The 20,711-nt window shown below is 64.0% G+C and carries 18 protein-coding genes; 13 read left to right on the forward strand and 5 right to left on the reverse strand.

Going from position 1 to position 20,711, the window contains the following annotated elements; translation table 11 throughout:
• Positions 1-119: 119 nt before the first annotated feature.
• From ACTXGA_RS03655 to miaA, 3 genes are all read right to left on the reverse strand, one after another.
• Complete coding sequence (locus tag ACTXGA_RS03655; RefSeq protein ID WP_443391773.1) at positions 120-1,790, reverse strand: ABC transporter substrate-binding protein; 1,671 nt, start codon at positions 1,788-1,790, stop codon at positions 120-122.
• A 209-nt stretch (positions 1,791-1,999) separates the two neighbouring features.
• Positions 2,000-2,887 (reverse strand): helix-turn-helix domain-containing protein, encoded by an 888-nt coding sequence (locus tag ACTXGA_RS03660; protein WP_443391774.1) that lies wholly within the window; start codon positions 2,885-2,887, stop codon positions 2,000-2,002.
• Positions 2,884-3,792 carry a tRNA (adenosine(37)-N6)-dimethylallyltransferase MiaA gene (miaA, locus tag ACTXGA_RS03665; protein WP_443391775.1) on the reverse strand — a complete coding sequence of 303 codons (909 nt, stop codon included), beginning with the start codon at positions 3,790-3,792 and terminating at the stop codon, positions 2,884-2,886. Before miaA ends, ACTXGA_RS03660 begins: the two co-directional genes overlap by 4 nt.
• A gap of 111 nt (positions 3,793-3,903) precedes the next feature.
• Between miaA and pyrH the strand changes: the two genes are divergently transcribed.
• Positions 3,904-4,683, forward strand: a complete 780-nt coding sequence (gene pyrH, locus ACTXGA_RS03670; RefSeq protein WP_443391776.1) for a UMP kinase — start codon at positions 3,904-3,906, stop codon at positions 4,681-4,683.
• A 53-nt stretch (positions 4,684-4,736) separates the two neighbouring features.
• Here pyrH and ACTXGA_RS03675 read toward each other — a convergent pair whose 3' ends face one another.
• Entirely contained in the window at positions 4,737-5,711 is a 975-nt protein-coding gene (locus tag ACTXGA_RS03675) for a GlxA family transcriptional regulator (protein WP_443391777.1), read from the reverse strand.
• A gap of 312 nt (positions 5,712-6,023) precedes the next feature.
• On the opposite strand from ACTXGA_RS03675, the gene frr reads away from it, so the two are divergent.
• From frr to lpxB, 12 genes are all read left to right on the forward strand, one after another.
• On the forward strand, positions 6,024-6,584 hold the full coding sequence (frr, locus tag ACTXGA_RS03680; RefSeq protein WP_443391778.1) for a ribosome recycling factor: 561 nt from the start codon (positions 6,024-6,026) through the stop codon (positions 6,582-6,584).
• A gap of 544 nt (positions 6,585-7,128) precedes the next feature.
• Positions 7,129-7,854, forward strand: coding sequence for an undecaprenyl pyrophosphate synthase (uppS, locus tag ACTXGA_RS03685; RefSeq protein ID WP_443391779.1), 726 nt, complete (start codon positions 7,129-7,131; stop codon positions 7,852-7,854).
• Positions 7,851-8,645, forward strand: coding sequence for a phosphatidate cytidylyltransferase (locus tag ACTXGA_RS03690; protein ID WP_443391780.1), 795 nt, complete (start codon positions 7,851-7,853; stop codon positions 8,643-8,645). Before uppS ends, ACTXGA_RS03690 begins: the two co-directional genes overlap by 4 nt.
• A complete protein-coding gene (gene dxr / locus ACTXGA_RS03695) occupies positions 8,642-9,823 on the forward strand; it encodes a 1-deoxy-D-xylulose-5-phosphate reductoisomerase (RefSeq protein ID WP_443391781.1) in 1,182 nt (393 codons plus the stop codon). Before ACTXGA_RS03690 ends, dxr begins: the two co-directional genes overlap by 4 nt.
• 4 nt (positions 9,824-9,827) lie before the next feature.
• Positions 9,828-11,171: an RIP metalloprotease RseP gene (gene rseP / locus ACTXGA_RS03700; protein ID WP_443391782.1), complete on the forward strand. Its 1,344-nt coding sequence runs from the start codon at positions 9,828-9,830 to the stop codon at positions 11,169-11,171.
• 84 nt (positions 11,172-11,255) lie between these two features.
• Positions 11,256-11,387, forward strand: coding sequence for a hypothetical protein (locus tag ACTXGA_RS03705; RefSeq protein WP_443391783.1), 132 nt, complete (start codon positions 11,256-11,258; stop codon positions 11,385-11,387).
• 104 nt (positions 11,388-11,491) lie between these two features.
• Positions 11,492-13,864, forward strand: a complete 2,373-nt coding sequence (gene bamA / locus ACTXGA_RS03710) for an outer membrane protein assembly factor BamA (protein WP_443391784.1) — start codon at positions 11,492-11,494, stop codon at positions 13,862-13,864.
• A gap of 7 nt (positions 13,865-13,871) precedes the next feature.
• Positions 13,872-14,492: an OmpH/Skp family outer membrane protein gene (locus ACTXGA_RS03715; protein ID WP_443391785.1), complete on the forward strand. Its 621-nt coding sequence runs from the start codon at positions 13,872-13,874 to the stop codon at positions 14,490-14,492.
• A gap of 66 nt (positions 14,493-14,558) precedes the next feature.
• Entirely contained in the window at positions 14,559-15,020 is a 462-nt protein-coding gene (fabZ, locus tag ACTXGA_RS03720; protein WP_443391786.1) for a 3-hydroxyacyl-ACP dehydratase FabZ, read from the forward strand.
• Positions 15,017-15,805 (forward strand): acyl-ACP--UDP-N-acetylglucosamine O-acyltransferase, encoded by a 789-nt coding sequence (gene lpxA, locus ACTXGA_RS03725; protein WP_443391787.1) that lies wholly within the window; start codon positions 15,017-15,019, stop codon positions 15,803-15,805. Before fabZ ends, lpxA begins: the two co-directional genes overlap by 4 nt.
• Before the next feature lie 7 nt (positions 15,806-15,812).
• Entirely contained in the window at positions 15,813-16,601 is a 789-nt protein-coding gene (locus tag ACTXGA_RS03730) for an LpxI family protein (RefSeq protein ID WP_443391788.1), read from the forward strand.
• The gene (lpxB, locus tag ACTXGA_RS03735; RefSeq protein ID WP_443391789.1) at positions 16,601-17,767 is read left to right on the forward strand and encodes a lipid-A-disaccharide synthase; all 1,167 of its coding nucleotides are present in this window, start codon (positions 16,601-16,603) and stop codon (positions 17,765-17,767) included. The genes ACTXGA_RS03730 and lpxB overlap by 1 nt, the downstream gene beginning before the upstream one ends.
• Positions 17,768-18,667: 900 nt before the next feature.
• On the opposite strand, the gene tkt is transcribed toward lpxB, so the two are convergent.
• Entirely contained in the window at positions 18,668-20,683 is a 2,016-nt protein-coding gene (gene tkt, locus ACTXGA_RS03740; protein ID WP_443391790.1) for a transketolase, read from the reverse strand.
• Positions 20,684-20,711: the final 28 nt, after the last annotated feature.

Here is a 20,711-nt window from a genome sequence, read left to right on the forward strand (position 1 = left end):
GGCTGGGGACCGGTACTTTGCCGGTCGCTCTTGCTATTTGCTGAGGCCCGCAATGTCGCGCAGGCCGAGGCGAAAAGGGCCGCGCGATCCCTCGCGCGGCCCGGTATCAGATCAGCCGGTCAGGCTGCGATGCCCCACTTGTAGATCTGGGGCAGGTAGGCGATGTGCATGTCCACGCCGACAAGGTTCTCGCGGTGGTGGCGCATGATCGACCGCCAGTACGGCTGGATGGTCACGCCTTCGTCGATCATGATCGACTGCAGTTTCGCCATCACCGTGCGGCGCGCGTCGGCATCCGCAATCGAGTTCGCCTCTGCCAGCAGGCTGTCGAACTCGGCATTGGCAAAGCCCGCTTCGTTCCACGCTTCGCCCGACTTGTAGGCAAGGCCAAGGATCTGCGTGCCCAGAGGGCGGTGGTTCCAGTTGGTCGACGAGAACGGGTATTTGACCCAGTCGTTCCAGAAGGTCGAACCGGGCAGAACCGTCCGCTTGACCTGAATGCCGGCGTCGCGCAGCTGCGCTGCCACGGCATCGGTGGTGTCCTTGCGGTATCCGTCGTCGATCGAGATCAGCTCATGCTCGTAGTCGGCCATGCCGGCCTCTGCAATCAGCTCTGCGGCCTTGGCGGGATCGTAGGGGATACGCGTGACGGCCGGATCGAATTCCGGGTGCATCGGGCCGACGTGGCAGTTGTCGGCGGCGATGCCGTTGCCCGCATAGCCAAGTTCAAGGCAGATCGCATTGTCGACCGCCATCGCGATGGCCTGACGCACGCGTTTGTCGCCGTAGATCTTGTTGCCCTGATCGTCCTCGGCCAACTGGTTCGGACGGATCACGATGGTCGCACCAGAGGCGACAGAGGATTTGGTCAGGCCGATGGCATCGAGGATCTCGATGAATTCGCCCAGCGACTCCCAGTTCATGTCGATTTCTTCGGATTCGTAGGCGGCGATCACAGCGGCCGGATCGGTGCCGTAGTCGACGAATTCGATGCGATCGACATAGCCGCCCTTGCCGGCGGCATAGCCCCACCACTCGTGGCCTTCATTGCGGACCAGCACACCCTTGACGCCCACTTCGAGGCTTTCGGGCAGCATGAAACCGGTGCCGACCGGGTTGTCCAGCATGGTCGCCGCGTCGTGGCTGCTGTGCACGATCGCGGCCGGATAGTCGGCAAAGCCCGGAATAATGGTGATGTCGGGAGCCTTGCAGACCAGTTTCACCGTATGGCTGTCGACCACGTTGATGGCGCCGTCGGCCGCTTTCTTGGTGGTGTCGTCGATCAGCGAGGCCATGCGCGCCGCCATCGAGTTGCCTTCGACTTCCTGCTCACACCACATGGCGATGTTGCGCGCCACGTCTTCGGCAGTGAAATCTTCACCGTTGTTCCACTTCACGCCCTGACGGACGCGAAGGGTGTATTCGGTCGCGTCGGCGTTGGCTTCCCAGCCTTCCAGCAGCATCGGTTCGAACGACCCGTCGCTGTTGTATTCCACGAGGTATTCCAGCCAGCCAGCGGTGAATGTCGCGATCTGGGTCCAATCGTAGGTGCGCGGATCCTTCAGCGCGCGGACTTCCATTTCCATACGGATGGTGCCGCCTTGCTGGGCGTGTGCTGCCGCCTGTGCCGGACGCTGCAGACCGCCCAGAGCATAGGCCGCCGCCGAGGTCAGACCCAGCGCGGTTGTGCGAGCGATGAATTCACGGCGGCTCAGCTGGCCGGCCTTGAATTCACGCGCGTACATTTTCGCAGCCGGATGTACCTGCTGCTGGTTATCGAACGATGTCATTCTTTTCTCCCTGTGACACGTCTCGTTTCAGCCGGGGGTCTTTTTTGGACGCTTAATGAAAGGCCTCATCCCGTGACCCTCCGTGCCATGCCCCACGCTGAACGCCATTGCGCACGAGATGGGTTGCCCCGTCAACGCCCGCTATCGTCCTTTTTGCGTTCAAAAACGACATGGTCCTTATTCAAAAGCGACATGGGCCCGGGCGCAAGTCACTTCCGCGGGAACGCTTTGTCGCGCGGACCCTTTGTGGTTACTGCGCCGCGCAGGCTTTCGGCGCGCAAGGCAGAGGGGGATTTGCCGGTATGGGTCTGGATAAAGCGTGTGAAATAGGCGGCAGAGGCAAAGCCCAGCGATTTTGCCACCTCCTTGACTGGCGGCCTCGGGCTCTCAAGCGCGATCCGCGCCGCGTAAAGTTTACGCTCGGATAGAATTTCGGCGGCGGTTTTGCCACAGGTGGCGCGGCAGACGCGGCTGAGATGGGTGGGGGTCACGTCCAGCGCCTCGGCGTAGTGGCCCATCGTTTGCGAGGAGCGGTAGCCGCGGGTCACGGCCTGCGCATAGCGCCGCACAAGGCGGAACGCGGCTGTGTCGCGCGGTGTTTCGGCGGCGTCCTGTTGCAACTGGCGCTGCAGCCAGACCGCCACCAGCCCGACATTCGCGCGCAATGCGTCCTGCATCAGCGGTCGGCCCTGCATCAGCTCGCGGTTCATCGTGTCGATGTAGCCGGTCAGTTCGGCCTGCGCGATGCCTTCGCGTATGCGCAGCAGCGCCGGGGCCTGAGGAAGGTGGTCGCTCATGCCCGTCGGACACCGCAGGATCAGCCCCTGCGCGTTGTTCGCCAGATCGATGGAAAACAGCGTGCCCGCGGGCAGATACAGCGCGTTGTGCATCGAGATCCCGCGCCGGACGCCATTCACCGTCACCCGGCCCTGACCGCGCGTGACCCACAACAGTACCTCTTCCTCACGGTCGTGCAGCAGGGTGAATTTCCACGGCGCGCCCTGTGCTTCCAGCCCGTAAGAACCGCTGCGCACCATGCCCACGGGTCTTTGCGGCGCTGGCGGCATCGGGTTCTTTAGGAAGCCGGGCCTGCTCATGCGGCCAGCGCCTCGGCGTTGACCCAGTGCCACTTGCCCATGCGGGCGCGGAACCATGTGCGCTGACGTTTGGCGAATTGCCGGGTCAGGATCGTCGCGCGCTCGATGGCGGTGTCCAGATCGATTTGACCGTCCAGATAGGCCATGAGTTCCGCCGCGCCGATGGCCTTGGCCGATGGGCGGGCAGGGCTCCAACCCGCACGGTTGGCGCGCGCCTCGTCCAGCGCGCCGGTATCGACCATCTTGCGGAACCGGGTTTCGATGCGGGGCGTCAGCCACTCCTTGGGTGCGTCGACGACAAAGGCAGAGGCCTGGGCCAGGGGCAGCAGCGGCGGCGGGGTCTCATCCTGCCACTGGGCTATACCGCGCCCGGTCGCCTGCAGCACCTCCCATGCGCGCGCCACGCGCGCCGGGTTTTTCAGGTCGATCCTTGCGGCGCTGTCAGCGTCCAGCCCAGACACCAGCGCGTCCAGCCCATCCCGCGCAAGAATGGCCTCGCCCTCGGCCCGGACGCCGGAGGGGGTCGGCGGGATCTGCGCCAGCCCCTCGGTCAGCGCCGACAGGTACAGGCCGGTGCCGCCGACAAAGATCGGCCGCTCGGGCGCGTTCAGAAAAACCTCTGCCTCGCGCAGCCAGTCGCCGACGCTATAGGCTCGGTCGCCCGGGATATGCCCGTATAGGGCATGCGGCGCGCGGGCTTCTTCCTCTTCCGAAGGGCGAGCGGTCAGCACCCGCCAGTCGGAAAAAACCTGGACCGCATCGGCATTGACGATGATTCCCCCCTGTTCCTCGGCGATGGTCAGGGCCAGTGCGGATTTGCCGCTGGCAGTGGGACCGGCGATCAGAACCGGGCGCGACGGATCGCAGGCGGCGAGGCGGGCCTCGATTGCCGAACTGTCACTCATGGGTGGACCTGCCTGCTGTGCTGTGCCCCGGCGGGTGATCGGACGTTGCAGCCCAATCGGTTTTCCGCCACATATGCCCGCGATCATATCCCCCCCGTGACGGAGCGCAACATGACCGAGACAAGCACCCCGCAGACAACCTTCAAACGCGTGATGCTGAAGATTTCCGGTGAGGCGCTCATGGGCGACCAGGGTTTCGGCCTGCACCCGCCGACCGTTCAGCGCATCGCGCGCGAAGTGAAGTCGGTTCAGGAGATGGGCGTCGAGATCTGCATGGTGATCGGCGGCGGCAATATCTTTCGCGGGCTGGCCGGGTCGGCGCAGGGGATGGAGCGAACGACAGCCGATTACATGGGGATGTTGGCGACGGTGATGAACGCGCTGGCGATGCAGTCGGCGCTGGAGGGGCTGGGGGTGTTTACGCGGGTGATCTCGGCCATTCGGATGGATGAGGTGGCAGAGCCCTACATCCGCCGCCGCGCCGTGCGGCACCTGGAGAAGAAGCGGGTCTGCATCTTTGCGGCGGGCACGGGCAACCCTTATTTCACCACCGATACGGCGGCGGCGCTCCGGGCCAACGAGATGGCCTGCGAGGCGATCATCATGGGCAAGAACGGCACCGACGGGGTCTATGACAAGGATCCGCGCCACAATGCCGACGCCAAACGATACGACAACATTACCTTTGACGAGGTTCTGGCCAAGAACCTGAAGGTCATGGATGCCTCGGCCATCGCGCTGGCGCGGGACAATAACATGCCGATCATTGTCTTTTCGCTGGATGAGCCGGGCGGGTTCCGGGGCATTCTGGCGGGTGAGGGGACCTGTACCCGGGTTTCTGAAAAGCGCCCCGAGGCGCAGCCGAACAAGCCCGGTCCGGCCCCGGCCTGAGCCTGTCCCCAATTGGGCTGTCCACGCGTGGACAGGTTAGGGGGAATGCAGGATCAATGGGTTACAGGGACGGTTTTACCCTTTGTTGACACTTTGCCTGCCTCCGCGCCCATGCGCCGGGGGCGGCGCGGGGGCGCGCCAAAGCGGGCGTGATAGCTGCGGGTGAAGGCCGAGGGGGAGGCGAACCCGGCGGCCTGTGCGATGTCCAGAACCGAAAGCTCTGTCTCGGCCACCAGCTGTGCGGCCCGGTCCAGCCGCAGGCCAAGGTAGACCTGCGCCGGGGTGCTGTTCAGGCCCTTGCGGCAGCGCAGGCGCAGCTGTTTGGCGCTGAGGTCCAGCTCTGACGCGATGCGTTCGACCGGCAGGGGATCCTCGATCCTTGCGGTCATGATGGCCTGCATCCGTTCCAACACCGGATCGGTGCAGAGCGGCAACCGCTGGCGTGCGGCGGCCTCGCGGATGCGGCCATGCCCGAGGGCATCCGCCGTGGCCGCCGCCAGTGCCGGGCCGTGCGTGCGCGCGATCCATGCCAGAATCGCATCGCCCGTCGCTACGCCGCCCGCCGTGGTCAGCCGACGGCGATCGAAGGCATAGAGACTGTCCGAGAGGGCAACCTCGGGAAATTCGGCGGGAAGGCCATCTGTTTCCTTGTCCGACAGCACCGCTTCGCGCCCGGTCAGAAACCCCAGCCTTGCAAGGATCATGCCGCCGGTGTCCAGCCCGCCCAGCGTGGCCCCGGCGGCATCGGCGTTGTTCAGAAAGGCGCGCAGCCCCATCGGCAGGGTATTCAAAGGGTCCCGCCCGGAGCAGAGCAGAACGAGGTCAAAGCCCTGCGCGCCGTGCCAGTCCGGGACATCGCCCGACACCATCGTCCCGTCGGAGGCGGGCACCGCCGCGCCGCTGACTGTCCGCACCTGCCAACTGAACAGCTGTTGCCCGGCGCATCTGTTGGCTAGCCGCAGCACCTCGCGGGCAAGGACATAGGCCAGGAGTTCGAAGCCGGGAAAGAGGATCAGGCAGACGTGCATCGGGATCGGGCCTTTTAGCGATTGGCGCGGGTTGTGCCATGGCTGGCGTTAAGGCCGCGTTGCCACGCGCCGGGGAGGGGCGGCGGAAGGCGGGCGATTTCTGCATCAAAAGGGGATGTTTCGGGCCGTTATGCCGTGTTGAAAGGCACTTCCGGGCCAATTTTCGGCGAGGCACCGGGGGCAAAACGGCGGGACCGGGACCGGATGCGGGAGATGCCTGTGCCCCATTCGCTGGTCAATCCCGATTGATCTGCGCTAAAGGTCGGGCTAACCAGTGCTACCCCAGCACGCTTGACCAACGAGGGCCTACCGATGTCCGATGAATTCGAACTCGATACCGATGACCTGACGCGCCGCATGGAAGGCGCGATGACAAACCTGCGCACGGAATTCGCCTCTTTGCGGACCGGGCGGGCTTCGGCCTCGATGCTGGAGCCGATCCAGGTGGACGCCTATGGCCAGATGACCCCGATCAACCAGGTGGGGACGGTGAACGTGCCGGAACCGCGGATGGTGACGATCAACGTCTGGGACAAGGGGCTGGTCGGCAAGGTGGAAAAGGCGATCCGCGAATCCGGGCTTGGCATCAATCCGCAGATGAACGGCACCATCATCATGCTGCCGATCCCCGAACTGAACGAGGAACGCCGCCGGGAACTGACCAAGGTGGCGGGCCAATACGCCGAACATGCGCGGGTATCGATCCGCAACGTGCGCCGGGACGGCATGGAACAGATCAAGAAGGCCAAGGACAACATGTCCGAGGACGATGCCAAGCTCTGGGAGAGCGAAGTGCAGGAACTGACCGACGCCTATATCAAGAAGGTCGATGCCTCGCTGGAAACCAAGCAAGAAGAAATCATGCAGGTTTGATTGCCGAACCTCGCGCAGCGAGGCGGAATTTCCGGCGGACGTTTCGGGCAATCAAAGGGCGGAGCCCCGGATGGTGCCGAACCTCGCGCAGCGAGGCGGAATTTCCGGCGGACGTTTCGGGCAATCAAAGGGCGGAGCCCCGGATGGTTCCGAAGCTCGCGCAGCGAGGCGGAATGTCCGGCGGACGTTTCGGGCAATCAAAGGGCGGAGCCCCGGATGGTGCCGAACCTCGCGCAGCGAGGCGGAACGTCCGGCGGACGTTTCTGGCAATCAAAGGGCGGAGCCCCGGATGGGGCCGGATCCCGAAACCAGCGATGCCTACGAACAGGCCTGCGCCCCGGCGCGGGCCTTTTTCGTGCCCCGGACAGGCGGCGGGGATCCGCGCGCCGGACCCATTTCAGCAACAAGTTGAGCCCGCAAGGCCAGGATTGCTTTCGTCCGTGTCAATCTTGCTGTAATCCCCTTGCACCAAGATTGTTTTGGATCGCCGCGCTGGTTGGTCTAAGACACGGGTGTTGTGCCTGAGGCTCAGGAAGGAAACTTGATGGCCGGACCGATCCGCGACGTAGCTGGACCCAAACATGTGGCCATCATCATGGACGGCAACGGCCGGTGGGCGACCATGCGTGGCCGCCCGCGCCTGTTTGGCCACCATGCCGGTGCGCGCCGCGTGCGCGAAGTGGTGGAGGCCTGTCCGGAATTCGGCGTCAAGTACCTGACGATCTTTGCCTTCTCGACCGAGAACTGGAAGCGCACGCAGGTCGAGGTGGCAGGCCTGATGAGCCTGTTCCGGCGCTATATCATGAAAGAAATGCAGGCCTTCGTGAAGGAAAACGTGCGGGTGCGGTTCATCGGGGATCGCCCGCGTCTGGACGCGAAACTGCGCGCCCTGATGGACGAATCCGAGGATTTCACCAAGCATTGCACCGGGGTGAACCTGACCATTGCGCTGAATTACGGTGGCCGGGACGAGGTGGCGCGCGCCGCCCAGCGGCTGGCGATGGATGTGCAGGCGGGCAAGCTGGACCCCGAGCAGATCGACGTGGAGACGCTGCCGCGTTACCTGGACACCCATGTGCTGCCGGATCCGGATCTTGTGATCCGCACCAGCGGCGAGGCGCGGATTTCCAACTTTCTGCTCTGGCAGTCGGCCTATGCCGAATATGAATTTATCGATACGCTCTGGCCGGATTTCACCGCCGAAGAGCTGGGGCGGCTCTGCGCGGCCTTTGGCGGGCGTGAGCGCCGCTATGGTGCCGTCAAGGCATGAGCGGCAAGCGTTGGGAAGATCTGGCGCCGCGGTTGATGACCGCCGCGGCGATGGTGGCCATCGGCACGTTGGCGGTCTGGCTGGGCGGGCTGTGGTTCCACCTGCTGATCGCGCTGTCCTGCGGGATCATGGTCTGGGAACTGGTCGGGCTGTGTGATCCGGCGCGGGTGCAGGCTCGTTATATCCTTGGGGCTGCGGCCCTTGTCACCGCGCTGATCGCCATCGAATTGCCGCCCGCCTTTGCGCTGCCGCTGTTGATGGCGCCCTCGATGCTGGGGCTGGCCAAGATGAAGCATGGAGGCGTGACCTATGCGGTCTTTACCGCGCTGATCCTGCTGGCGGGCTATGCCATGATGGACCTGCGGGACGCATTCGGCCTGATCTGGATGCTCTGGCTGATCGTGGTCGTGGTGGTGACGGATGTGGCGGGCTACTTTGCCGGGCGGGCCCTTGGCGGGCCAAAGTTCTGGCCGCGCGTCAGCCCGAAAAAGACATGGTCCGGCACGGTGGCGGGCTGGGTCGGGGCGGCGGTCGTGGGCCTCTTGTTTGCGGGCTGGACCGCGGCGGGGGCCGGGCTGATCGGCGTGTCGATCGCGGTCAGCATGGCCTCTCAGATCGGGGATATCGCCGAAAGCGCGATCAAGCGGCGCGCCGGGGTCAAGGACAGTTCCAACCTGCTGCCGGGACATGGCGGGCTGTTGGACCGGTTTGACGGGATGCTGGGCGCGGCGGTCTTTATCGTGATCGCGGGGCAGGTCGCGGGCTTTCCGGGGGCGCTGACCGGCGGATGACACGGCGCATTTCGATCTTTGGCGCCACCGGGTCGATCGGGCAGAACACCATCGACCTGATTGCCCGGGCACCCGATGCCTATGAGGTGGTGGCGCTGAGCGGCGGGCGCAACGTGGCGCAACTGGCGCAGGACGCACGGCGTCTGGGGGCGCAGGTGGCGGTCACGGCGGATGAAACCCGGCTGGAGGATCTGCGCGCGGCATTGGCGGGCAGCGGGGTCGCGGCGGCGGCGGGCCGCGCGGCGCTGATCGAGGCGGCGCAGCGCCCGGCGGATTGGGTCATGTCGGCCATCGTGGGCGCGGCGGGGCTGGAACCCGGGTTGCGCGCGCTGGAGCAGGGGGCCACGCTGGCGCTGGCCAACAAGGAAAGCATGGTCTGCGCGGGTGCGCTGATGATGCGGACAGCACGGGCGCAGGGCGGCCAGATCCTGCCGGTGGACAGCGAGCATTCCGCTGTCTTCCAGGCGCTGATCGGCGAGGATATGACCGCCGTCGAGCGGGTCATCATCACCGCCAGCGGCGGCGCGTTCCGCGATTGGCCGCTGGAGGATCTGGACAAGGCGACGCCGGAACAGGCGGCGACGCATCCCAATTGGGACATGGGCCAGCGCATCACTATCGACAGCGCGTCCATGTTCAACAAGGCGCTGGAACTGATTGAAACGCGGGAGTTTTTCGATCTCGACCCGGCGCAGATCGAAACCGTCGTCCACCCGGAATCGATGATCCACGCGCTGGTGGGGTTCAATGACGGGGCGCTGATGGCCCATGTCGGGCCGCCGGACATGCGGCATGCCATCGGTTTTGCCCTGCATCACCCGCAGCGACAGCCGCTGCCGGTGGAACGGCTGGACCTTGTCAAGCTGGGGCAACTGACCTTTCGCCCGCCCTGCGAGACACGCTGGCCGGCGCTGCGGCTGGCGCGCGAGGTGATGGAGGCGGGCGGATTGATGGGCGCGGTGTTCAACGCGGCCAAGGAAACCGCGCTGGACGCCTTTATCGACCGGCGCATTTCCTTTACCCGCATGTCGGGTGTCGTCGAGGACGTTCTGACCCGTCTTTCGTCGCAGGCGGGTCACAATGCTGACGGGATTACACTTGATATGGTCACCGAGGCAGACCATCTCGCACGGGTAGAGGCCGACGAGATCATACTGAAAATGAACCGAAAGGGCTGAAAGCTTGGACCCGACCACATTGATCCCGCAGTTTGGCGGCGCCCTTTGGACCGTCGCCTTCTTTGTCGTCGCGCTTTCGGTCATCATCGCGGTCCACGAATACGGCCATTACATCGTGGGCAAGAAATCCGGCATTTTTCCGGAGGTCTTCAGCCTTGGCTTTGGGCCGGTTCTGTGGTCGCGGGTCGACCGGGACGGGACCAAGTGGCAGTTGGCGGCCATTCCCTTTGGCGGCTACGTCAAGTTTCGCGGTGACGCCAATGCCTCTGGCGGGGTCGACGAAGAGGTGATGTCGCATATCAGCGGGGATGAGGTGCGTACCACCATGTCGGGCGCGCCGCTCTGGGCGCGGACCGCGACGGTGGCCGCCGGCCCGTTGTTCAATTTCGCGCTGTCGATCCTGATCTTTGCCGGGGTCATCCTGTTTCGGGGCGAGTTGGCAGATCCGCTGACGGTGGGCGAATTGCGTTCGCTGCCGGTGACGCAGGAAATTCGCCCCGGCGATACCATCCTTGAAATCGAGGGCGTTCCCCTGCCGGGTTCGGATGCGCAGCAGGCGATGGAAGGCTTTTTCGAGGCGCTGCCGCAGCAGGCGCAGCTGGATTATACCGTGCGCCGCGACGGGCAGGAGGTGACGGTCACCGGTCCCTACACCTATCCGCCGCTGGCGACGCAGATCGCGCCGCGCTCTGCCGCCGGGGATGCCGGGCTGCGGGCAGGGGATGTGATCACCGCCGTGGACGGCACGCCGATCTTTGCCTTTGACGAGTTGAAACAGCGCGTCGAAGGGTCTGAGGGCGCCACGCTGGCGCTGACGGTCTGGCGCGACGGCGAGATCCTGCAAAAGGACATGACCCCGCGCCGCGTGGATGAACCGCAGCCGGACGGCGGGTTCCAGACCTTTTATCGAATCGGAATCGTCGGCGGCGTGGCCTTTGAGCCGGCCACCGAATCCGCCGGTGTCGGCACCGCCGTCTGGGGCGGTGTGCGGCAGGTGGGCCGCATCATCGAGGGTTCGCTTTCCGGCCTGTGGCACATGGCGACCGGCGCGATCAGCACCTGCAACCTGTCCGGTCCCATCGGCATCGCCGAAACCAGCGGCGACATGGCCAGCCAGGGCACCGCGAATTTCATCTGGTTCATTGCCGTGCTGTCGACGGCGGTGGGCCTGTTGAACCTGTTCCCGGTGCCGGTTCTGGATGGCGGGCACCTTGTGTTTTATGCCTATGAGGCCGTATCGGGCCGCCCGCCCAGCGACCGCGCGCTGAAGGTGCTGATGTCGATTGGCCTGACTGTTGTGCTGTCGTTGATGGTCTTCGCGCTTTCGAACGATTTGTTCTGTCCGTGACACAATAACCCCGGACAACCGTCAAACTCCTGCCTGAATCATCCGGTACTCCTGTGGCTGCAACCGCAACCAAGGACCGATTCCATGACCGCGATACAGGCCGGATACCGTAGCATGACCCTGCTGGTGACCATCAATTGGGACCGGCTATTGTATATCTGCACCATCGCGTTCGCCCTGTTTTTCGGTGGCTGGCTGGGGTCGGTCCTGCACTAGTCGCCCCCGCGCGACACTCGGGCTTTTTTCGGCCCCCGGGGCTTTTGACAACCCTATACATACCCGATACTGACGTCTCTGGGATGTCTGATTAGGTAGCGAAAATGGCTAAAGTCATTTCCGCGCGGAAAGCGCAGGGTCGTCATGGGGTATTTCGCGTGAAGAATGCAGTTAAGGCAGTTTGCCTGAGCTTCGCCGTCGCACTTGGTGCAGGGGTGGCAACACTACCGGACGTCGCCTACGCGCAGTCGTTCCGTTTTGACAATGTGGTCATCGAAGGCAACCGCCGGGTCGAACCGGGCACGATCCTGTCCTATGCAGGCATCGCGCGCGGTCAGACGGTCAGCGGCGCCGAGTTGAACGACGCCTACCAGCGTATCCTTGGCTCCGGTCTGTTCGAAACCGTCGAGATCGTCCCGCAGGGGTCGCGCCTGACCATCCGCGTGGTCGAATATCCGACGATCAACCGCATCGCCTTTGAGGGCAATCGCCGAATCAAGGACGAGGATCTGGCCTCTGTGGTCCAGTCGCAGTCGCGCCGCGTCTTCAGCCCGCGCGTGGCGGAGGCGGATGCGCTGGCGATCAGCGAAGCCTACGAAACGCAGGGCCGTCTGGCCGCGCGCGTGTCGCCCAAGGTGATCCGCCGCAGCGACAACCGCATCGACCTTGTGTTCGAGGTCTTTGAAGGCGGTGTCGCCGAGGTCGAGCGCATCGGCTTTGTCGGCAATTCCAAGTATTCCGATGGCCGTCTGCGCCGCGTCCTGGAGACCAAGCAGGCCGGCCTGCTGCGCGCCATCATCCGCAAGGACACCTTCATTGAGGACCGTCTGGAGTTCGACCAGCAATTGCTGCGCGACTTCTACGCCTCGCGCGGGTACGTCGATTTCCGCATCACCGGCGTGAACGCCGAGCTGGCGCAGGAACGGGACGGGTATTTCGTGACGCTGAGCGTCGAGGAAGGGCAGCAGTTCCGCGTCGGCACTGTCTCTGTCACCTCCGATCTGTCCGATGTGGATGTCGATACCTTCCAGCGCCGGGTGAAACTGCGCTCGGGCAAGGTCTATTCGCCGTCACTGGTCGAGAACGAGATTTCGCGCCTTGAAAAGCTGGCCATCAACGAGGGCCTGAACTTTGTCCGGGTCGAGCCGCGCATCACCCGCAACGACCGCGATCTGACGCTGGACGTGGAATTCGCGCTGGTCCGTGGTGACCGCATCTTTGTCGAGCGCATCGACATCGAGGGCAACACCACCACGCTGGACCGGGTGATCCGCCGTCAGTTCGAGATCGTCGAGGGTGATCCGTTCAACCCGCGCGCCATCCGGGAAAGCGCCGAGCGTATCCGCGCGCTTGGCTTCTTCAAGACTGCCGATGTGACTGCCCGCGAAGGCGGCAGCCCGCAGCAGGTGATCGTCGACGTGGACGTCGAGGAACAGCCCACCGGCTCGATCAGCTTTGGCGCGTCGTATTCGACGGCCTCGGGCGTCGGTGCGACCTTCTCCTTTTCGGAGCGGAACTTCCTTGGCCGGGGGCAATCGTTCAGTTTCTCGATCAACACCTCTTCGGGGTCGCAGGTCTATTCGCTGTCCTTCGCGGAACCGGCGCTGATGGGGCGTGACCTCGCCGTCGGCTTTGGCCTTGGGTATACCGAGACCGACAATGACAATGCGGTGTACGACACGGTTTCCGGGACGTTCCGGCCGTTTATCGAATTCCCGGTGTCGGAGCAGGGCCGCCTGCAACTGCGCTATACGCTGTCTTACGGCCATATTCGGAATGCCGATGACACGGACGTCGGCAATGTGGTCAAGGCCGAAGCCGCCGAAGGCGAGCGCTATGACAGTTCGCTGGGCTACACGTATATCTTCGACACCGTCGAAACCGGGTTGGACCCCAACCGTCGTTTCCGGTTCGAGTTCGGACAGGATTTCGGCGGTCTTGGCGGCGACACAACCTTTGTGAAGACCAACGCCAAGGCGATCGCCCAGACGCGGATCTTCAACGAGGAGATCACCCTGCGGGCGACGGTCGAGGGCGGTGCACTCAGCTACTCCGAAAGCGACAGCCGGGTGACGGACCGCTATTTCAGCAGCCCCAGCATCATGCGCGGCTTCGAAGGCGGCGGTATCGGTCCGCGTGAGATTGGCACCGGTATCGATGACTCGCTGGGCGGCAATTATTACGCCGTCGCTCGTTTTGATGCCGAGTTCCCGTTGGGCCTGCCCGAGGAATACGGGATCTCCGGCGGTCTGTTCTACGACGTTGGCTCTGTCTGGGGGCTCAGCAGTTCCACGGTGAGTAAGGCAGGTGGCAACAAGATTGTCTCTGAAGGGTTCGAAGCGCGCCATGTTGTCGGCTTCTCGATCCTCTGGGACAGCGCCATCGGGCCGCTGCGTTTGAACTTCTCGGAGCCGCTGAAGAAGAACAAGTACGACAAGGCGCAGAATTTCAACCTCACGGTTTCGACCAAGTTCTGAGGTTGGGGTGCGTCTGACCCTCCGGATCCTGACACTGGCGCTGGCCCTGATGACCGGGGCCGCGCTGTCCGCGCAGCAGACCGGTCCATTCACGCCCGGCGTCGTGCGCAGCCCGATCCTTGTCATCGATTTCGAGCGCGTCTTTGACGAGAGCGCCTTTGGCCGCCGCGTCAATGACGACATCGAGCGCGAGGGCAGCGCCATCGCTGCCGAGAACCGCAAGATCGAAGCGGAACTGATCGAAGAAGAGCGGGAACTGACCGACCTGCGCGCCACCTTGCCGCCCAGTGAATTCCGCGCGCTGGCCGATGCCTTTGACGAAAAGGTGCAGCGCCTGCGCGAAGAGCAGGACGCCAAGGCCCGCGCGCTGGGAACCCGGACCGAGGAAGAGCGTCGGCGGTTCCTGTCCGCCGTCCAGCCGGTCATAGAGGATCTGCTGCGCGAGGCGGGGGCCGCGATCATCCTTGAACGGCGCAGCGTCTTCGTGGCCGCCGATGCCATTGATGTCACCGATCGGGCCATCACGCTGATCGATGCCGAGGTCGGGGCAGGGGCCGCGCCGGAAACGCCCGATCCGCCCCCTGCGCCAGATCCTGCTGCCAATCCGGCACCGGCCCCTCAGGACTGACGGCACGCTTGCCCCCGCAGCGCCCGATTGCTAGGGGTTGCGGCAAACCAAGAAAGGCCGAGCCCCATGACAGACACGCTTCTCAGTGCTGACATTCAGCTGATCCAGCGGATCCTGCCGCACCGTTATCCTTTCCTGCTGGTCGACCGGGTCGAACAGATCGACGGCACGCAATCCGCCGTCGGCATCAAGAACGTCACCATGAACGAGCCGCATTTTCAGGGCCATTTCCCGGGCCTGCCGATCATGCCGGGCGTTACCATCGTCGAGGCGATGGCCCAGACCGCCGCCGTGATGGTGGGCACTGCGCTGGACATGGCCGACAAGGAAATGAAGGTCTATTTCATGGCCATCGACGGCTGCAAGTTCCGCCGCAAGGTCATCCCCGGGGATCAGTTGCGCATGAACCTGACCACCCTGCGCGGCAAGCCCGGCGGCAAGGTGTGGAAGTTCAAGGGCGTGGCCGAGGTCGAGGGTGAAATGGCCGCTGAGGCCGAATTCACCGCCATGATGGAGCTGCCCGCTTGACCCGCACGGTGATCCATCCCTCCGCCGTGATCGAGGATGGTGCGCAGATCGGTGATGGCTGCCAGATTGGCCCGTTCTGCCATGTGGGCCCTGAGGTCGTGCTGGCCGAGGGCGTCGAGCTGAAGTCCCATGTGGTTGTCACCGGCCAGACCAGCATCGGGGCGGAGACGGTGATTTTTCCCTTCTCGGTGATCGGAGAGATCCCGCAGGATCTGAAGTTCAAGGGAGAGAAGACGCGCCTGGAGATTGGCGCGCGCAACCGCATCCGCGAGCATGTGACCATGAACTGCGGCACCGAAGGCGGCGGCGGCGTGACCCGTGTTGGCGATGACGGGCTGTTCATGGCCGGCTGTCACGTGGCCCATGACGCGCAGGTCGGCGACCGCGTGATCGTGGTGAACTCTGCCGCGCTGGCCGGGCATTGCGTCATCGAGGATGACGTCATCATCGGCGGTCTGTCGGGCGTGCATCAATGGGTGCGCATCGGGCGCGGCGCGATCATCGGGGCCGTCACCATGGTCACCAATGACGTTATCCCCTACGGTCTGGTGCAGGCCCCGCGCGGCAAGCTGGACGGGCTGAACCTTGTCGGGTTGAAGCGCAAGGGCGTGGCCCGCTCTGATATCACCGCGTTGCGGGCGGCCTTTCAGATGCTGGCGCAGGGTGAAGGCGCCTTTGCCGACCGCGCCAAGCGCCTGAAGGACGAAACCCAGAGCGATTACGTGCGCGAGATCGTCGATTTCATCCTTGGCGACAGCGACCGTCACTTTCTGACGCCGGGCTGAGACGGGCATGCTGGCGCTGATTGCAGGCCGCGGCGCGCTGCCCCGGGCCGTGGCGGAGGGCCTGACAGAGCCGTTCGTGGTCTGCGGTCTCAGCCATTGCCCGCCGGATCAGGTGCAGGCGGAACATCAGTTCCGGATCGAACATCTTGGCGCGTTCCTTGGCTGGCTGCGTGCGCGCGGCGTTGACCGGGTGTGTCTGTGTGGCGCCGTAACCCGTCCCGATATCTCTGTCTGGCGGCTGGGCCTGCGCACGCTGCCCCTGGTGCCGCGCATCCTGCGCGCGCTGAAGCGGGGCGACGACGGCGCGCTGCGCATTGCCATCGACATTCTGGAAGGCGGCGGGTTCACCGTGCTGGCGGCACAGGACCTTGCGCCCGGTCTGCTGCCGCCCGCGGGAGTGCCGACGCAGGCCGCGCCCGGTCCGGAGGTGTCTGACACGGCGCGGGTCGGCGACCGGATCAGCGCCGAACAGGCGCGCCGCGATCTGGGGCAGGCCTGTGTGTTGAAGGGCGCGCAGGTGGTCGCGCGGGAAACCGAGGCCGGCACCGATGCGCTGTTGCGCGGGTTGCCGCCCGAGGCGCGCGGCGCTGTGCTCTACAAGGCGCCGAAACCGGGGCAGGAACGCCGCGCCGACCTGCCGGTGATTGGCCCCGAAACCGCCGAACAGGCGGTTGCACAGGGGCTGGGCGGGATCGTGATCGAGGCGCGCGGTGTCATGGTGTTGGACCAGCCACGGGTCCTGCAGGTGCTGGACGCGGCGGGGCTGTTTCTCTGGGTCCGTGAGAGGGGCTGCTGATGCGCGTTTTCATCACCGCAGGCGAACAATCGGGTGACAAGCTGGGTGCGGCGCTGATGGCCGGGCTGAAAGAGCTGGTGCCGGGCGTGACATTCCGGGGTATCGGCGGGCCGCGCATGATGGCCGAAGGGCTGGACAGCCTGTTTGACATGGATGAGATCAGCATCATGGGGATTTCTGAGATCCTCAAGGAATACCGCCACCTGAAGGCGCGGATCCGCCAGACAGCCGATGCGGTGATTGCAGAGAAACCGGATGTTCTGATCACCATCGACCTGCCGGAGTTTTCACTGCGGGTGAACCGGCTGGTCAAGGCGGTGTCGGACGTGCGCGTGGTGCATTACGTGGCGCCCACGGTCTGGGCCTGGCGGCCCAAGCGGGCGCAGAAGATGGCCGCGCATGTGGATCAGGTGCTGGCGCTCTTGCCGTTCGAGCCGCCCTATATGCAGGCGGCGGGGATCGACTGCGATTTTGTCGGCCACCCGGTGGTGATGGACCCCCAGGCGACGGCGGAGGAGGCCGAGGCCTTTCGTGTGCGTCACGGCATTGGCGGGGAGATGGCGCTGGTCCTGCCGGGGTCGCGCCGGTCCGAGGTGGCGCGACTGTTGCCGGTGTTCGAAGAGGTCGCCACGCATCTGGCGCGGCTGCGTCCCGATCTGCGGCTGGTGATCCCGGCGGCGGGGCCGGTGGCGCGGACGGTGGCCGAGGCGGTGCGCGATTGGCCGGGCCGCCCCCTGGTCATCGATCCGCAGGAGGATCCCGACGGGGCGGAAAAACGCGCGGCCTTTCACGCGGCGGATGTGGCGGTGGCCGCCTCCGGGACGGTGTCGCTGGAACTGGCGGCGGCGGGCACGCCCATGGTCATCGCCTATGACATGAGCTGGCTGTCGCGGCAGATTATCGGGCGGATGTTGCTGGTGGACAGTCTGACGCTGGTGAACCTCGTCTCTGAGACCCGCAGCGTGCCGGAATTCATCGGCAACAACTGCCGTCCGGAACCCATCGCGCAGGCGGTGGTCAAGGTGCTGGAGGCGCCGGAGGCACAGGCAGAGGAGATGCGCCTGACGATGGAACGGTTGGGGCAGGGCGGCGAGGCCCCCGGCCTGCGCGCGGCGCGGGCTGTGCTGGACGGGCTGACTGGCAGCAGAACTGGAACCAATTCATAACGGCCAATATCGTCCAAAGTTTAAGATAATCCTGTCTTTCGTAGTGCCTTTGACTTTGGAAACGCTGTCCATATCGACGATCAAAACAGACCCAGAACAAGTTTGATCAACCCATAGTAAACCGCCACTCCAAACAAAGCTCCGGGTGCCATCCACCACCCAACCGGCAAAAGACGCTCGGTCTTTTTCCTCTGGCTGGACGTGCAAGGTGGCTCTTGTCGATCTATCATCGATTTCTTTCGGCTAATTTCGAGCAAAACCCGTCGTGCAGTACTAGAGAACTATAGGCCTGAGTGGTATGCATTCGTATAGGGTAACTTTATACGCGAAAAGTCACTGTTTGTCATCGACCATTGTTTCATCCCCTTCAACACCCTCTTTCGTTTTGCTGCGTAACCAGTCGTGGACAAAGTGGTCGAAAATCTTCCAACTCTTCTAGACTTTCGAGCTCACGTTTCGCTGCCATAACGAGCGCTTCGGAAACTGCTGCAACTCGATGCAAGTTATGCTCGTGAGCATAAAGCTGAATATCTGCGGCCACATCGACGAGCCATGTATGATTGGGCATTAGGATCACCTGACTGCTCTTTTGTTGTAAGCTGAGGATACATCGCTTTGAGAATGTTAAAATACGGTTAAGCTTTCCCCAACAGCCTTGAATTAAATAGATTTCTCCTCAATTTTCAATCTGAGGGTGTGTGTTCGGATCACTATAATCTTTTGGGTTGCTGGAATTGATAAGCCCGAAACAACCCTATTGGTTAGGTTGGATTATCGATTTACTTTGGTTTTCCGGCCTTAGATAGTCCTGTCTATAGCAGGCTGTCCTTTCCGGTATGGAAAATTTAAAACGAGCCGGCCCATGTCCGGAACCGGCCCATTTTTCTTCGCGTGAAGCGCTCAGAGCAGTGCCTTGACCTTTTCGGCCACGGCTTCGGCGGTGATGCCAAAGTGCTTGTACAGCACATCCGCCGGGGCCGAGGCGCCAAAGCTGTCCATGCCCACGAAATCACCCTTGTCACGCTTGCCGCGCTCGCTGAACAGCCACTTGTCCCAGCCAAAGCGCACGGCGGCCTCGACCGCGACGCGCACCGGACCGGCGGGCAGAACCTTGCGGCGGTAGGCCTCGTCCTGCGCCTCGAACAGTTCCCAGCAGGGCATGGACACGACGCGCGTGCCGATGCCTTCGGCCTGCAAGAGGTCGCGGGCGGCCAGTGCGATGGAGACCTCGGAGCCGGTTGCCATCAGGATCGCCTGACGCTTGCCCTCGGCATCGGCCAGAACATAGGCGCCTTTTTCGGTCAGGTTGGCGTTCTTGTGCTCGGTCCGGACGGTCGGCAGGCCCTGACGGGTCAGCGACAGGACCGAGGGCGTTACCGTCTGGCGCAGAGCGATTTCCCAAGCCTCTGCCGTTTCCACCGCGTCGGCGGGACGGAAGACCAGCGTGTTCGGGGTCGCGCGACTGATGGCGACATGTTCCACCGGCTGGTGCGTCGGGCCGTCCTCACCCAGACCGATCGAGTCGTGGGTCATGACAAAGACCGTCGGCACCTTCATCAGGGCCGCCAGACGCATGGCGGGGCGGGCGTAATCGGTGAAGGCCATGAAGGTCCCGCCATAGGGACGCACGCCACCGTGCAGCGCCATGCCGTTCATCGCCGAGGCCATGCCGTGTTCGCGGATGCCGAAGTAGATGTAGCGGCCCTTGCGGTTGTCGGTGTCAAAGACACCCATGTCGCCGGTCAGCGTGTTGTTGGAGCCGGTCAGGTCGGCCGAGCCGCCGATGGTTTCGGGCATGACCGGGTTGATGACTTCCAAAGCCATCTCCGACGCCTTGCGGGTCGCCACCTTGGGGGCGCTTTCCGAAACCTGCTTTTTCAGCGCCTTGACGACGGCGGAGAGTTTCCGGGGCGCTTCGCCGGCCATGACGCGGGCGAATTCCTTTTGGCGGCCTTCGCTGGTGTCGGCCAGACGGGCTTCCCACTCGCCGCGCTCTGCCGCGCCACGGGTGCCGACTTCTTCCCACCAGCTCTTGATCTCTGCCGGGATCACGAAGGGGGCAGAGGTCCAGCCCCATGTTTCCTTGGCGGCGTCATTCTGGTCCGCGTTGGTCAGCGCGCCATGGCCCTTGGAGGTGTCCTGCGCCGCGTGGCCGATGGCGATGTGGCTCTTGCAGGCGATCATGGATGGCTGCGAGGTCTTCTTGGCCGCGGTGATGGCGGCGTCGATGGCCTCGGGATCGTGGCCGTCGATTTCCTGCACATCCCAACCGGCAGCGCGGAAGCGCGCGACCTGATCGGTGCGGTCGGAGAGCGACACCTTGCCGTCAATGGTGATGTCGTTGTTGTCCCAGAAGACGATCAGGTGACCCAGTTCCAGACGCCCGGCAAGGCCGATGGCCTCATGGCTGACGCCTTCCATTAGGCAGCCGTCGCCAGCGATCACATAGGTGTGGTGGTCGATCAGCTTCTTGCCGAACCGCGCGCGCAGCGACTCTTCGGCGATGGCAAAGCCGACAGAGTTGGCGATGCCCTGACCCAGCGGGCCGGTCGTCGTCTCGATCGCCTTGGCGAGGAAGTTTTCCGGGTGGCCCGCGGTCTTGGCGCCCAGCTGGCGGAAGTTCTTGACCTGGTCCAGCGTGATCTCTTCGTCGCCGCAGAGGTAGAGCAGCGCGTAAAGCAGCATGGAGCCGTGGCCCGCCGACAGGATGAACCGGTCACGGTCGGCCCAGTCGGGGGTCTTTGCGTCGAATTTCAGGTGCTTCGAAAACAGCACGGTGGCCACGTCCGCCATGCCGATGGGCATACCGGAATGGCCGGAATTTGCCGCGGCAACAGCGTCAAGCGCCAGCGCGCGGATGGCCGTTGCGCGCATCCAGTGTTCGGGGTTACGGGTGCGAAGCTCTTGGATATCCACCGGGTTTCCGTCCTATGGCTGAGTGTAT

Source organism: Antarctobacter jejuensis (assembly GCF_052266595.1).
Taxonomy (GTDB): Bacteria; Pseudomonadota; Alphaproteobacteria; order Rhodobacterales; family Rhodobacteraceae; genus Antarctobacter; species Antarctobacter jejuensis.